This is a genomic window from Asanoa sp. NPDC049573 (genome assembly GCF_040676615.1).
GTDB lineage: Bacteria > Actinomycetota > Actinomycetes > Mycobacteriales > Micromonosporaceae > Asanoa.
Genome location: NZ_JBFAPI010000012.1, coordinates 240,155 through 253,941, shown reverse-complemented (window position 1 = coordinate 253,941; position 13,787 = coordinate 240,155). Strand labels below are relative to the sequence as shown.

13 protein-coding genes and 1 pseudogene are annotated in these 13,787 nt (G+C 73.8%); 13 read left to right on the top strand and 1 reads right to left on the bottom strand.

Going from position 1 to position 13,787, the window contains the following annotated elements:
* A pseudogene (locus AB0J74_RS25905) lies at positions 1-175 on the bottom strand (RNA polymerase sigma factor SigF); the annotation flags it as partial.
* 200 nt (positions 176-375) lie between these two features.
* Between AB0J74_RS25905 and AB0J74_RS25900 the strand changes: the two are divergent.
* The 13 genes from AB0J74_RS25900 (at position 376) to AB0J74_RS25840 (ending at position 13,583) form a co-directional block, all read left to right on the top strand.
* The gene (locus AB0J74_RS25900) at positions 376-993 is read left to right on the top strand and encodes a nucleotidyltransferase family protein (protein ID WP_363452224.1); all 618 of its coding nucleotides are present in this window, start codon (positions 376-378) and stop codon (positions 991-993) included.
* Between the two features lie 31 nt (positions 994-1,024).
* The gene (gene uraD / locus AB0J74_RS25895; protein ID WP_363452246.1) at positions 1,025-1,840 is read left to right on the top strand and encodes a 2-oxo-4-hydroxy-4-carboxy-5-ureidoimidazoline decarboxylase; all 816 of its coding nucleotides are present in this window, start codon (positions 1,025-1,027) and stop codon (positions 1,838-1,840) included.
* Between the two features lie 4 nt (positions 1,841-1,844).
* Positions 1,845-2,702, top strand: a complete 858-nt coding sequence (gene pucL / locus AB0J74_RS25890; RefSeq protein WP_363452222.1) for a factor-independent urate hydroxylase — start codon at positions 1,845-1,847, stop codon at positions 2,700-2,702.
* A 2-nt stretch (positions 2,703-2,704) separates the two neighbouring features.
* Positions 2,705-3,562, top strand: coding sequence for an FAD binding domain-containing protein (locus AB0J74_RS25885; RefSeq protein WP_363452244.1), 858 nt, complete (start codon positions 2,705-2,707; stop codon positions 3,560-3,562).
* A complete protein-coding gene (locus AB0J74_RS25880) occupies positions 3,559-4,026 on the top strand; it encodes a (2Fe-2S)-binding protein (protein ID WP_363452220.1) in 468 nt (155 codons plus the stop codon). Before AB0J74_RS25885 ends, AB0J74_RS25880 begins: the two co-directional genes overlap by 4 nt.
* A complete protein-coding gene (locus AB0J74_RS25875; protein ID WP_363452218.1) occupies positions 4,023-5,408 on the top strand; it encodes an 8-oxoguanine deaminase in 1,386 nt (461 codons plus the stop codon). Before AB0J74_RS25880 ends, AB0J74_RS25875 begins: the two co-directional genes overlap by 4 nt.
* Positions 5,405-7,696, top strand: a complete 2,292-nt coding sequence (gene pucD / locus AB0J74_RS25870; RefSeq protein WP_363452216.1) for a xanthine dehydrogenase subunit D — start codon at positions 5,405-5,407, stop codon at positions 7,694-7,696. The genes AB0J74_RS25875 and pucD overlap by 4 nt, the downstream gene beginning before the upstream one ends.
* On the top strand, positions 7,693-8,874 hold the full coding sequence (locus AB0J74_RS25865) for a hypothetical protein (RefSeq protein ID WP_363452214.1): 1,182 nt from the start codon (positions 7,693-7,695) through the stop codon (positions 8,872-8,874). The genes pucD and AB0J74_RS25865 overlap by 4 nt, the downstream gene beginning before the upstream one ends.
* Before the next feature lie 25 nt (positions 8,875-8,899).
* Positions 8,900-10,207: an allantoinase AllB gene (allB, locus tag AB0J74_RS25860; protein WP_363452212.1), complete on the top strand. Its 1,308-nt coding sequence runs from the start codon at positions 8,900-8,902 to the stop codon at positions 10,205-10,207.
* Positions 10,204-11,217, top strand: coding sequence for an allantoicase (gene alc, locus AB0J74_RS25855; RefSeq protein ID WP_363452210.1), 1,014 nt, complete (start codon positions 10,204-10,206; stop codon positions 11,215-11,217). Before allB ends, alc begins: the two co-directional genes overlap by 4 nt.
* Before the next feature lie 4 nt (positions 11,218-11,221).
* Positions 11,222-11,449: a cell division protein SepF gene (locus AB0J74_RS25850; RefSeq protein WP_363452208.1), complete on the top strand. Its 228-nt coding sequence runs from the start codon at positions 11,222-11,224 to the stop codon at positions 11,447-11,449.
* Between the two features lie 94 nt (positions 11,450-11,543).
* On the top strand, positions 11,544-12,917 hold the full coding sequence (locus AB0J74_RS25845; RefSeq protein ID WP_363452206.1) for a glycoside hydrolase family 6 protein: 1,374 nt from the start codon (positions 11,544-11,546) through the stop codon (positions 12,915-12,917).
* A gap of 78 nt (positions 12,918-12,995) precedes the next feature.
* Positions 12,996-13,583, top strand: a complete 588-nt coding sequence (locus AB0J74_RS25840; RefSeq protein WP_363452204.1) for a general stress protein — start codon at positions 12,996-12,998, stop codon at positions 13,581-13,583.
* Positions 13,584-13,787: the final 204 nt, after the last annotated feature.

Sequence of the window (13,787 nt, the reverse complement as noted above, 5' to 3'; positions counted from 1 at the left end):
GGGGGAGCCAGGCTTCGATCGTGCGGTCGCGTAGTCGTGCCCGGGTCGGGTGGCCGGCGGGCAGCGCGGCCATCGCGGTGAGCAGCTCGGTCGCGGTGTCGGTGGGCTTCGTGGCGATGGCCGCCGGCGCCTCGGAATGTGGTGCGTCGACCTTGTCCACCGTCTGCACGGTCATTGGGGGGACCTCCTGCATTCGTTGCGCGATATGTGAGTCGTTCTGATGTTTGCTGTGGAGCATGGATAGCTGTTCGGCACTCACCGTAGCCCGGACGGCCAGCGAAAAGCTAGCCGAACGGCCGATGTAGATAGCACGCGAAAGGGGCATATCAGGGTGTATTGCTCAAGATTTTCTGGCCGAGACTAGGGTCTAAAAGCATGAAGACGGCCGCGATCGTGCTCGCCGCCGGCGCCGGCCGCCGTTACGGCGGCCCCAAGGCGCTCGTCCGACGTGACGGATCTCTCCTGGTCGAACGCGCCGTCGCCACCGCGCGCGCGGGCGGCCTGTCGCCGGTCTACGTCGTCGTCGGCGCCGCCGCGGACCGGGTGCGGGCCGAGGCCGACCTGGGCGACGCGGTGCTCGTCGACAATCCGGACTGGCCGACCGGAATGGCCTCGTCACTCCGCGCGGGCCTGCGAGCACTCACGGTCACCGACGCGCCGGCCGCGACCGTGCTGCTGGTCGACATGCCCGGCGTCACCCCGGCCGCCGTCGCCCGGGTCGCGGCCGGCGCCGGGCCCGCGACGCTGGCCATGGGCGGATACGACGGGCGCCGTGGCCATCCGGTGGTGCTCGGCCGCGACCACTGGGCCGGCGTCGCCGAGACCGCCACCGGCGACGCCGGCGCCCGCGCCTATTTGCGTGCGCACGCCGGCGCCGTCACCGTCGTCCCGTGCGGAGACGTCGCCGACGACACCGACCTGGACACCCCCGACGAGGAAGACACGCGAGAGCCGGGTGCCCAACGTCTTGATCGGGGGCCGGCGCTGGAGTAGTCATTCGGTATCCGTCTTTTAAGGGGGCGTCATCGCCGACGTCGACCGGTTCAACCGGCTCCCACCCGCCGAGGCCGAGCGCGAGTTGCTCGCCTGTTGCGCGGCGCCCGCGTGGGCGGAGGCGGTCGCCGCCGGCCGTCCCTATGCCGACCGGGCCACGCTGCTCGCCGCCGCTGACGCCGCGCTGCGCCGGCTGAGCTGGGCCGACGTCTCCCTGGCGATCTCCGCGCACCCGCGGATCGGCGAACGCCCGGCCGGCGACGACCGGGAGTCGGCCTGGTCACGGCGCGAGCAGGCCGGCGTGGCGGCCGACGCCGACACCCGGACCGCGCTCAAGCGGGCCAACCTCGACTACGAACGCCGCTTCGACCAGGTCTTCCTCATCTTCGCGACCGGCAAGTCACAGGCCGAGATCCTCGACGCGCTGCGGCACCGGCTCGACAACGACGACCAGACCGAGCGCAGGGTCGTCCAGGAAGAGCTCCGCAAGATCGCGCTGCTCCGGCTCGAACGGCTGGTCACCGACCAGACCGCGCCGCTGTCCACCCACGTGCTCGACCTCGAGCGGGGCCGCCCCGCGGCCGGCGTGCCGGTGCGGCTCGAGCGCGGCAGCGAGACGCTGGCCAAGGGGCGCACCGACGACGACGGGCGGCTGCGCGAGTGGGTCCCGGCCGACGGCTGGGCCGCCGGCGACTACCGGCTGGTCTTCGACGTCGCCGGCTATCTCGACGGCGCGACCTTCTTCCCGGAGATCACGATCGGGTTCCGGGTCACCGCGGCCGACCAGCACCACCACGTGCCGCTGCTGCTCAACCGGCACGGCTACACGACCTACCGGGGGAGCTGAGCCGATGGCGATCGCCCTGGGCGACAACCGCTACGGCAAGGCCGAGGTCCGCCTCGTCCGGGTGGTGCGCGACGGCGCCCGGCACGAACTGCGTGACCTGACCGTCAGCGTGGCGCTGGCCGGCGACCTGGCCGCCGCGCACGAGGGCGACAACAGCGGCGTGCTACCCACCGACACCCAGAAGAACACGGTGTACGCGTTCGCGAAGCGCTACGGCGTCGGCGAGCCCGAGGCGTTCGGCCTGCTGCTGGCCCGGCACTTCGTCGACACCCAGCCCACGATCACCTGGGCCCGGGTCGACCTGGTCGAGCACCCGTGGGACCGGCTCGGCCCGCACTCGTTCGCCCGCGCCGGCGGCCCGACCCGGCTCGCCTCGGTGACCGTGACCGGCGCCGCGTCCCACGTCGTCAGCGGCCTGGCCGGCCTGGTGCTGCTCAACACCACCGACTCCGAGTTCCACGGCTACGTGCGCGACGGCTACACCACGCTGCCGGAGACCACCGACCGGATCCTCGCGACCGAGGTCGCCGCGCGCTGGCGCTGGGCGTCGGTCGGTGCCGCGCCGTCGTGGGGGGCCTCGTTCCACGGCGTACGCGATGCGCTCATCGAGGCGTTCGTCGAAACCTACAGCTACTCGCTGCAGCAGACCCTCTACGCGATGGGCTCCCGGGCACTGGAGAAGCGGCCCGAGCTGGCCGAGGTGCGGCTGGCGCTGCCCAACAAGCACCACTTCCTGGTCGACCTGGCACCGTTCGGGCTCGACAACGACAACGAGGTCTACGTCGCCACCGACCGCCCGTACGGCCTGATCGAGGGCACCGTGCTGCGCGACGACGCGCCCCCGGCGCCGGAGGCGTGGTGACCATGGACTTCCTGTGCCCGGCGAGCTGGGACGAGGCCCTGGCCGCGAAGGCGGCCCACCCCGACGCGGTGCCGATCGCCGGCGGCACGGACGTGATGGTCGAGCTCAACTTCGACCGGTCCCGGCCGGCGGCGCTGCTCGACCTGACCCGGGTCGGCGCGCTCACCGACTGGGGGACCGACGGTGACCTGCTGCGGATCGGCGCGGGCGTGACCTACCGGCGCCTGATCGACGAACTGGCCGGCCGGGTGCCGGGCCTGGCGCAGGCGGCCCGCACGGTCGGCTCGCCGCAGATCCGCAACCGGGGCACGGTCGGCGGCAACCTAGGTTCCGCGTCGCCGGCCGGTGACGCGCACCCGGCACTGCTGGCCGCCGGAGCGCTGGTCGAGCTGGCGTCGACGCGGGGCACCCGGCGGGTGCCGGCGGCCGAGTTCTTCGTCGGCCCCAAGCGCTCGGTCAAGACGCCCGACGAGCTGATCGCCGCGTTCCTGGTGCCGTCGGTCCCGGGCGCCGAGCAGTTCGCCAAGGTCGGCACCCGCAACGCGATGGTGATCGCGGTCTGCTCGTTCGCGCTGTCGCTCGATCCGCGGACCCGTAGCGTCGGCACCGGGATCGGCTCGGCCGGCCCGACCCCGCTGCGGGCCACGGAGGCCGCCGAGTTCCTGGAAGCGTCGCTTCCGTGGGATTCGTTCGGGCCGGTTCCGGCGACGGTGACGACCCGGTTCGGCGACCTGGTCGGCGCGGCGGCGCGGCCGATCGACGACGTCCGCGGCAGCGCCGACTACCGGCGGCACGCGCTGGCCGTGCTGGCCCGCCGCACGCTCGCCTGGGCCTGGGCGGATCTGGGAGGTGCGCGATGAGGGTCAGCTTCGAGGTCAACGGCGAGGCCCGGGAGGCCGACGACGTCTGGCCGGGGGAGAGCCTGCTGTTCGTGCTCCGCGAGCGGCTCGGCCTGCCCGGCGCGAAGAACGCCTGCGAGCAGGGCGAGTGCGGCTCGTGCACCGTCTACCTCGACGGGCTGCCGGTGTGCGCCTGCCTGGTGGCGGCCGGCCAGGCCCACGGCCGAACGGTGACCACGGTGGAAGGGCTGGCCCCCGGCACCGGCGAGGAGCAACTCGACCGGGTGCAGCGGGCGTTCCTGGCCACCGGGGCCGTCCAGTGCGGGTTCTGCACCCCGGGCCTGATCGTGGCCGTGCACGACCTGCTGGCCCGCGACCCGGCGCCGAGCGACCCCGACATCCGCGAGGCGCTGGCCGGCAACCTGTGCCGCTGCACCGGCTACGAGAAGATCATGGAAGCCGTCCGGTTGGCGGCGACGTCGTGATCCTCATCGAGAACTGCGCGATCGCGACCGTCGACGCGGCCGGCACCGAATACGTCGAGGGCCACGTGCTGGTCGGCGACGACGGCCGGATCGCCTCGGTCGGCGCCGGCTCGGGCACGCTTCCGCAGCGCGGACACGCCGGGCGGGCCGGCCGGTTCCAGTCGGTGCGCCGGGTCGACGGCACCGGCTGCCTGCTGACGCCCGGCCTGGTCAACACCCACCACCACCTCTACCAGTGGGCGACCCGCGGGTTCGCGCCCGACGGCACCCTCTTCGAGTGGCTGACCACGCTCTACCCGATCTGGGCCGGCCTCGACGCGGAGGTCGTCTCGGCCACCACCGCCGCCGGGCTCGGCTGGCTGGCGATGTCGGGCTGCACGACCAGCACCGACCACCACTACGTCTATCCGGGAGCGGGCGGCGACCTGATGGCCGCGCAGGTGGAAGCGGCCCGGGAGGTCGGGCTGCGCTTCCACCCGACCCGCGGCTCGATGGACCTGGGCCGGTCGGCCGGCGGGCTGCCGCCCGACGAGGTGGTGGAGAAGACCGACGACGCGCTGGCCGCCACCGAGGAGGCGATCACCCGCTACCACGACCCGGCGCCCGACTCGATGCTCCGGATCGCGGTCGCGCCCTGCTCGCCGTTCTCGGTCACCGGCCGGCTGATGGAGGAGGCGGCGGCGCTGGCCCGGCGGCACGGCGTGCGGCTGCACACCCACCTGGCCGAGACCGGCGACGAGACCGACTTCTGCCGCGAGCAGTTCGGCTGCACACCGGTCGACTACGCCGAGCGGCTCGGGTGGCTCGGCACCGACGTCTGGCTGGCCCACGCGGTGCACCTCGACGACGCGGCGATCGGCAAGCTGGCCGCCACCGGCACCGCGGTCGCGCACTGCCCGAGTTCCAACGCCCGGCTCGGTGCCGGCATGGCCCGGGTGCGCGAGTTGCTCGACGCCGGCGTGCCGGTCGGGCTCGGTGTCGACGGCGCGGCCTCGCAGGAGGCCAACCAGCTCGGCGCCGAACTGCGGCAGGCGCTCTACACGGCCCGGTCGCGGGGCGGGCCGACCGCACTGACCGCCCGCGAGGCGCTCCGGCTCGGCACCATGGGCGGGGCCCGCTGTCTGGGCCGCGAGGCCGACCTGGGCTCGATCGAGCAGGGCAAGCTGGCCGACCTGGCGCTCTGGCGGCTCGACGATCTCGGCCACGTGGGCATCGACGACCCGGTCACCGCGCTGGTGTTCGGCCCGCCGGCCACCCTGGAGTTGCTGACCGTGGGCGGCCGGACGATCGTCGAGTACGGGGAGCTGCGTACCGCCGACGACCGTGACCTGACCCGGCGCACCAGCCGCGCCCACCGCGCCCTGCTGCGGAGGGCCCGATGACCAGTGCCCTGAAGGAGACGACCACCGTCGCCGGCGGCGTCGGCACCTCGCCGCAGCGTCCCGACGGCGTGCTGAAGGTGTCGGGCGAGTTCGCCTACTCCTCCGACCTGTGGGCCGACGAGATGCTCTGGGGCGCCACCTTGCGCTCGCCGCATCCGAGTGCCGAGATCCGCGAGATCGACATCGGCGCGGCCCTGGCCCTGCCCGGCGTCTACGCCGTGTTGACCGCCGCCGACGTACCCGGTGCCAAGCGTTACGGGCTCGAGGTGGTCGACCAGCCGGTGCTGGCCATCGACGAGGTGCGCTACGAGGGTGAGCCGGTCGCGATCGTCGCCGCCGACCACCCGGAGACCGCCCGCCGCGCCGCCGCCCGCATCCGGGTCGAGTACGCGGTGCGCGCCCCGGTCACCGACGCCGAGGAAGCGCTGGCCCGCGGCGACCTGGTCCGGCACGTGCCGGTGCACCGCTTCGCCTCGGCCGGCGACGGCGCGCTGACCGCCGACGTGGTGGTCAGCGGCAGCTACGAGGTCGGCATGCAGGACCAGGCGTTCCTCGGCCCGGAGTCGGGGCTCGCGGTGCCGGCCGAAGACGGCGGTATCGACCTGTTCGTCGCCACCCAGTGGCTCCACGTCGACCAGCGCCAGGTCGCCGCCTGCCTCGGCCTGCCGACCGAGAAGGTGCGGCTCAGCCTCGCCGGCGTCGGCGGCGCCTTCGGCGCCCGCGAAGACCTCTCCATGCAGGTGCACGCCTGCCTGCTCGCGCTGCACACCGGAAAGCCGGTGAAGATGGTGTACGGCCGGGAGGAGTCCTTCTTCGGCCACGTGCACCGGCACCCGGCACGGATGGTCTACGAGCACGGTGCCGACCGCACCGGCAAGCTGGTCTACGTCAAGGCCCGCATCGTGCTCGACGGCGGCGCCTACACCTCCTCGACGCCGGCCGTGGTCGCCAACGCGGCGACGCTCGGCGTCGGGCCCTACGACGTGCCGACCGTCGTGATCGACGCCTACGGCGTCTACACCAACAACCCGCCCTGCGGCGCGATGCGCGGTTTCGGTGCCGTGCAGGCCTGCTTCGCCTACGAGTCGCAGATGGACAAGCTGGCCGCCGCGATCGGCGTCGACCCGGTCGAGATCCGCCGGCGCAACGCGATGGACACCGGGTCGGTGATGCCGACGGGCCAGATCGTCGAGGGCCCGGCCCCGGTCGCCGGGCTGCTCGCGCTGGTCCGCGACCGGCCGCTGCCGCCGCCCTACGCGGGCGACGACCGGGAGCGTCCCGGCGGCGTCGCCAACACCACCCACGGCGAGGGCGTGGTACGCGGCGTCGGCTACGCGATCGGCATCAAGAACGTCTGCTTCTCCGAGGGCTTCGACGACTACTCCACCGCGCGGGTGCGGCTGACGGCGATCGGCGGCGAGCCGGCGGTGCTGGTGCACACCGCCGCCGCCGAGGTCGGCCAGGGCCTGGTCACCGTGCAGGCGCAGATCGCCCGCACCGAGTTGGGCGTCGCCCGGGTCTCGGTCGCGACGGCCGACACCTCGGTCGGCAGCGCCGGGTCCTCGTCGGCGTCCCGGCAGACCTATATGACCGGCGGCGCGGTGCGCGCGGCCTGCCAGGCGGTCCGGGCCACGGTGCTCGGCCGGCTCGGTCGCGCAGGCGGGCTGTCGCTGGTCGACGGCAAGGTGGTCGACTCCGACGGCTCGGTGGTCGCCTCCCTGGTCGAGTTGCTGGGCGACGACACGGTCGAGGAGACGGTGGAGTGGCGCCACAAGCCGACCTCGCCGCTCGACCCGCACACCGGCCAGGGCGACGCCCACGTGCAGTACGCGTTCGCCGCGCACCGCGCGGTCGTCGACGTCGACACGGAACTCGGCCTGGTGCGGGTGGTGGAGATCGCCACCGCGCAAGACGTCGGCAAGGCGGTCAACCCGCAGGCCGTGGTGGGCCAGATCCAGGGCGGCACCGCGCAGGGTCTCGGCCTGGCCGTGATGGAGGAGGTCCAGGTGGTCGACGGGGTCATCCGCAACCCCTCCTTCACCGACTACCTGATCCCCACCATCCTCGACATGCCGCCGATGTCCGTCGACGTGCTCGAACTCGGCGACCCTTCGGCGCCTTACGGGCTGCGCGGCGTGGGCGAGCCGCCGACCATCTCCTCGACCCCGGCCGTGGTCGCCGCGATCCGGGCGGCGACGGGACTGGCCCTCAACCGGGTCCCGGTCCGGCCCGACCACATCGCGCTCCCGGCCGGTCCCATCGGCGGGCCGTCGAACAGGGCCCGATGAGCAGGCGGCTGCCGGAAGCGGTGTACCGCGACCTCGACCAACGGCTCGCGCCCGTCGACGCGGTGCTGCGCGACCGGCACCGGCCCGCGGTCACCGGACGGCAGCCGGTGCACACGGTCTACGTACCCGCGGACAAGTTCGTGCCCTCGGTCGTGTCGGCCTGGGGCGCCGCGGCGCGCGCCGCGCTCGAAGGGTCGCCGCCGCTGCCGTTTCCGGAGGAACTGCGCGACCGGGTGGTGGCCAAGCTCGACCACGAGCCGATCGAAGACCTGCGGATCGACTTCGAAGACGGGTACGGCTACCGGGGCGACGACACCGAAGACGCCGCCGCGGCGGCCGCCGGGGCGGCGTTGCTCTCGCTGGCCCCCGCGCCGCCGTTCATCGGCCTGCGGATCAAGTCGCTGGAAGCGGCGACCCGGCGCCGCGGCGTGCGCACCCTCGACCTCTTCCTCGAAGCGGTGGGCGGCGCCCTGCCAGCCGGCTTCGTGGTGACCCTGCCCAAGGTCAGCGCGCCGGCCCAGGTCGAGGCGATGGCGCTGCTCTGCGGCCAGCTCGAGCTGGCCTACGGCCTGCCGTCGCGGGCACTGCTGTTCGAGGCGCAGGTGGAGACCCCGCTCGCGGTGCTCGGGCCGGACGGCGCCGCGACGGTCGCCCGGCTGGCCCGCGCGGCCCAGGGCCGGCTGGTCGGCCTGCACTACGGCACCTACGACTACAGCGCCGGGCTCGGCATCGCCGCCTCGGAGCAGAGCCTGGCCCACCCGGCCGCCGACCACGCCAAGGCGGTCATGCAGGTGGCGGTGGCCGGCACCGGCGTGCGGCTCAGTGACGGCTCCTGCAACGTGCTGCCGGTCGGCCCCGGCATCCACGCCGCCTGGCAACTGCACCACCGGCTGGTCGCGCGGGGGCTGGCCCGCGGCTTCTACCAGGGCTGGGACCTGCACCCGGCCCAGCTGCCGACCCGATTCGCGGCCACCTACGCGTTCTTCCGCTCGGCATCGGCGGCCGCGGTCGAACGCCTCGGCGCCTACCTCGACCGCCGGTCCAGCGGCATCCTCGACGAGCCGGCGACGGCCCGGGCGCTGGCCGGGTTCCTGTTGCGCGGGCTCGACTGCGGCGCCCTGGACCCGCCCGAGGTCCCCTTCGGCCGCCCGTCCCTGGAGACCCTGTGGACCGCGTGATCCGTTCCGCCCAGGTGGTGTTGCCGTGGACCTCGTGATCCGCTCCTCCCGGGTGGTGCTGCCGGACGGCCCGGTCGGGCCGGCGTCGGTGGCGGTCCGCGACGGGCGGATCGCGTCGGTGTCCTCCGCCGGGCCTTTTGACGTCGATCTTGGCGATCTCGTGCTCATGCCCGGGCTGGTCGACACCCACGTGCACGTCAACGAGCCGGGGCGCACCGAGTGGGAGGGCTTCGCCACGGCCACCCGGGCGGCGCTGGCCGGCGGGGTGACCACGATCGTCGACATGCCGCTCAACTCCTTGCCGCCGACGGTCTCCGCGGCCGCGCTGGCCGAGAAGCGGGCCGCGGCCGCCGGCCAGTGCCACGTCGACGTGGGCTTCTGGGGCGGCGCGATCCCCGGCAACGCCGGCGACCTCGCCGACCTGCACGCCGCCGGGGTGTTCGGCTTCAAGGCCTTCCTCGCCGACTCCGGCGTGCCCGAGTTCCCGCCGGTGTCGCCTACCCAGTTGCGCGCCGCGATGGGCACGGTCCCGGCCCTGTTCGTCGTGCACGCGGAGGATCCGGCCCGGTTACGGTCCGCGCCCCCGTCCCCGCGCTATGCCGACTTCGAGGACTCGCGCCCGGGCGCCGCCGAGTGTGCGGCCGTCGGCGCCGCCCTGGACGCGGCCGAGGCGACCGGCAGCCGGGTGCACGTCCTCCACGTGTCGGACGCCGCGGCGGCCGATGTGGTCGCGGCCGGCCGGGCCAGGGGCGTGCGGGTGACCGCGGAGACCTGTCCCCACTACCTGACGCTGGACGCGGCCGAGATCCCGGACGGCGCGACCGAGTTCAAGTGCTGCCCGCCGATCCGCGGTGCGTCCAACCGCGACGCGCTGTGGTCGGCGCTGGCCGGCGGGGCGATCGACATCGTGGTCTCCGACCATTCGCCGTCGACCCCCGACCTCAAGCGGGGCGACTTCGGTTCGGCCTGGGGCGGGATCGCGTCGCTGCAACTCGGGCTGCCGCTCGTCTGGACCGCTGCGTCGGCCCGCGGTCACGGCATCGCCGACGTCGTCCGCTGGATGTCGACCGGGCCGGCCGACCTCGTGGGTTTGCCGGGCAAGGGCCGGATCGCCGTGGGCGCCGACGCCGACCTGGTCGCCTTCGACCCCGCGGCCACGTTCACCGTGGATCCGGCGGCGCTGCACCACCGGCACCCGGTCAGCCCGTACGCCGGCCGGCAGTTGACCGGTGTCGTCCGGCGGGCCTGGCTCGGCGGCGCCGAGGTCTCGCCGTCGGATCCGCCGCGCGGCCGGTTGCTCCGCCGCGCCGCCGACCCGCGGGAGGCACGATGACCGGTTGGCTCGCCCTGACCGACCTCGCGTCCCGCCGGCTCGGTGGCGGCGTGGTCGGCACCAACGACGAGTTGTTCGCCGCCGCCGACAACCTGGTCACGCCGGAACCGCCCGGCTTCACGCCGCGCACCTTCGGGCCCAAGGGCCAGGTGTACGACGGTTGGGAGACCCGCCGCCGCCGGGTCGCCGGGGAGGACTGGGCGATCGTCCGGCTCGGCGCGGCCGGGGTGGTGCGCGGGGTGGTCGTCGACACGTCGTTCTTCACCGGCAACTTCCCGCCCGAGGCCTCGGTGCAGGGCTGCCGCCTCGACGGCCATCCGTCGCTCGACGACCTGCTGGCCGCCGACTGGGTGCCGCTGGTGCCGCGTTCGCCGCTGGCCGGCGACACCGCCAACCCGTTCGCCGTGTCCCACGGTGGACTCGTCACCCACGTCCGGCTCGTCATCCACCCCGACGGCGGAGTGGCCCGGTTGCGCGTACACGGTGAGGTGATTCCCGATCCGGTCCGCTTCCCCGACGGCTGGCTCGACCTGGCCGCGGCCGAGAACGGCGGCCGGGTCGTCGACTGCAGCGACCTGTTCTACGGCTCGCCCGCACAGTTGATCGAGCCCGGCCTGGCCCGCACGATGGGCGAGGGCTGGGAGACCCGGCGACGCCGCGACGCCGCCAACGACTGGGTGGTGGTGCGCCTCGCCGCGCCCGGCCGGATCCGGCTCGCTTCGCTGGACACCTCACATTTCAAGGGCAACGCACCGGGTGCGGCCGCGCTGGCCGGCATGGACGACCGGCGAGCCGACCCGGCCTGGTTTCCGCTGCTGCCCCGGGTCGACCTGCGTCCAGACACCCCACACCGGTTTCCGCTGCACACCGAGCCGGTCACCCACGTGCGCCTCGACATCTACCCCGACGGCGGGATGGCCCGCCTCCGCCTGCACGGCCATCTCGACGACGGTGTGCTCGACACGCTGCGCACGGCGTGGCTCTCCGCGCCGGCCGAGGGAGGAAACTGAGGCAATGCTCAAGACCCTCCGTCCCCGCAGCTACAGCGACGTGATCCATGTCGGGCACTACTTCTGCCACGACTTCACCGTGGTGATGGACCTGACCGACCTCGACGACGGCAACCCGACCCCGTTGGTCGACTTCGCGGCGGGCCTGATCGTCGCCCGCGACGGCGCCATGGAGAAGCTCGGCCCCAACGTCTTCATGCTCAAGCCGCGCCGCCCGCGTCCGGACGCCTAGCTCACCCCCTTCCCCTCGACGGCTCTCCTGTCGTAACCTCCTGGGAGCGCTTCCACTGACGGTCCTCTATCGCATCACGCCAAGGAGAACCGCCATGCACCGCAGATCCGTCGCCGGCGCGTCGCTCGCCGGTCTGGCGGCGCTCGCCGTCGCCCTGACCGCGTTCGTCGCGCCCGGCCTGCCGCCGGCCGCTGCCGCCGTCGACTCCGCCTTCTTCGTCGACCCCGACACCAACGCCGCCCGCTGGGTGGCCGCCAACCCGACCGACAGCCGGGCCCCCGTCATCCGGGAGCGCATCGCCCAGGTGCCCCAGGCCCGCTGGTTCACCACGACCAACACCTCCACCGTGCGCGGCGAGGTCGACGCGTTCGTCGGCGCGGCCGCGGCCGCGGGCAAGATCCCGATCATGGTGGTCTACGACATCCCCAACCGGGACTGCGGCGGCGCCAGTTCCGGCGGCGCGCCGTCGCACGCGGCCTACCGGGCCTGGATCGACCAGGTGGCGGCCGGGCTTGCCGGCCGGCCGGCCACGATCGTGCTCGAACCCGACGTGCTGCCGCTGATGACCAACTGCCAGAGCGCCAGCCAGCAGGCCGAGACCAAGGCCTCGATGGCGTACGCCGGAAAGAAGCTCAAGGCCGGCTCCGCCCAGGCCAAGGTCTACATGGACGCCGGGCACTCGGCCTGGCTGTCCGCCGCCGACGCCGCGTCCCGGCTGGTCGGCGCCGACATCGCCAACAGCGCCGACGGCATCTCGATCAACGTCTCCAACTACCGGGCCAACAGCGAGGCGGTGCCCTACGCCAAGGCGGTGCTCGCCGCGATCGGCGCCCCGCAGCTCAAGGCCGTGATCGACACGAGCCGCAACGGGAACGGTCCGCTCGGTTCCGAGTGGTGCGACCCGGCCGGGCGGGCCATCGGCGTGCCCAGCACCACCCAGACCGGCGACTCGGCCATCGCGGCCTACCTCTGGGTCAAGCTTCCTGGCGAAGCCGACGGATGCATCGCGGCCGCCGGGCAGTTCGTACCGCAGCGGGCCTACGACCTCGCCATCGCGGCCGGCCCGTGGACCCCGCCGACGTCGGTCCCGCCCACCACGGTGCCGCCGACCACGGTGCCGCCCACGACGACGCCGCCCACCTCGCCTCCCACCGGCGGTTGCGCGGTCGGGCTGCGCCCCAACGCGTGGCCGGGTGGCTTCACCGTCGAGGTGACGGTGCGCAACGACGGCGCCGCGGTCTCCGGGTGGACGCTGACCGCGACCATGCGCGGCGACGCCCGGCTGACCCAGGGCTGGAGCGCCACCTGGACGCAGACCGGCACTTCGTTGACGGCCCGGCCTTTGGCCTGGAACAGCAACCTGCCCACCGGCGGCTCGACCACGATCGGCTTCCAGGGCAGTTACACAGGAACCTTCCAGCCGCCGACCGACTGGCGTCTGGGTAACACTCCGTGCACGTCAATTTGACGGAGTTGACAGAACGCTTACCCAACGGCGGTTACCAGGTCGAAGATCAGGGAAGTGGTACGCGACCAAGGAGGAACCATGACCACACCCTCGACGCCGGCCAGCAATATCCCGCCCGGTCCCGCCGGATCCGGCGCTCCGGTGCCGGGCCGCAGCGGTCTCGGTGGCGGTGTGTTCGGCGGTGCCCCGGTCGCCGACCAGGGCATGCCCCGGCCCACCGTGACCGTCGCCAGCTACCCCGACTACGCCTCCGCACAGCGGGCGGTCGACTACCTTTCCGATAACCAGTTCCCGGTCGAGCACACCGCGATCGTGGGCAGCAACCTGCGCCTCGTGGAGAACGTGCTCGGCCGCCTGACCACCGCCCGGGCCGCGCTCGCGGGCGCCGCCAGCGGCGCGTGGTTCGGCCTGTTCATCGGCCTGCTGTTCGGCATCTTCTCGGACGCCAACTGGTTCGCCGTGGTGTTCAGCGCGTTGGCGATCGGCGCCTTCTGGGGTGCCCTGTTCGGCGCCATCGCCCACGGCATGACCCGCGGGCAGCGCGACTTCACCTCGCGCAGTTCCCTGCAGGCCACTGAATACGCGGTCATGGCCGACGCCGAACACGCCGACGCGGCCCGCCAGCTCCTCACCCGGATGAACTGGCGGGCCAGCGGAGCCAGCTGACCCGCACTGCCATGGAGGCGCCGCCCACCCGGGGCGGCGCCTCTGCCAGCTCTGGGCGCCGCCGCCAGGTCGGTTCCCGGCACGCTTTGCTCTGCACCCCTGTGGGAAGCGCCTCCGGGGAGGGCCTGCTTCCCGCAGGGGTGCAGAGCAAAGCGTCCGGCGGACGGTCCCGGCGTCGGTCGCCCGGGGTGGGTGCGCGGGCGT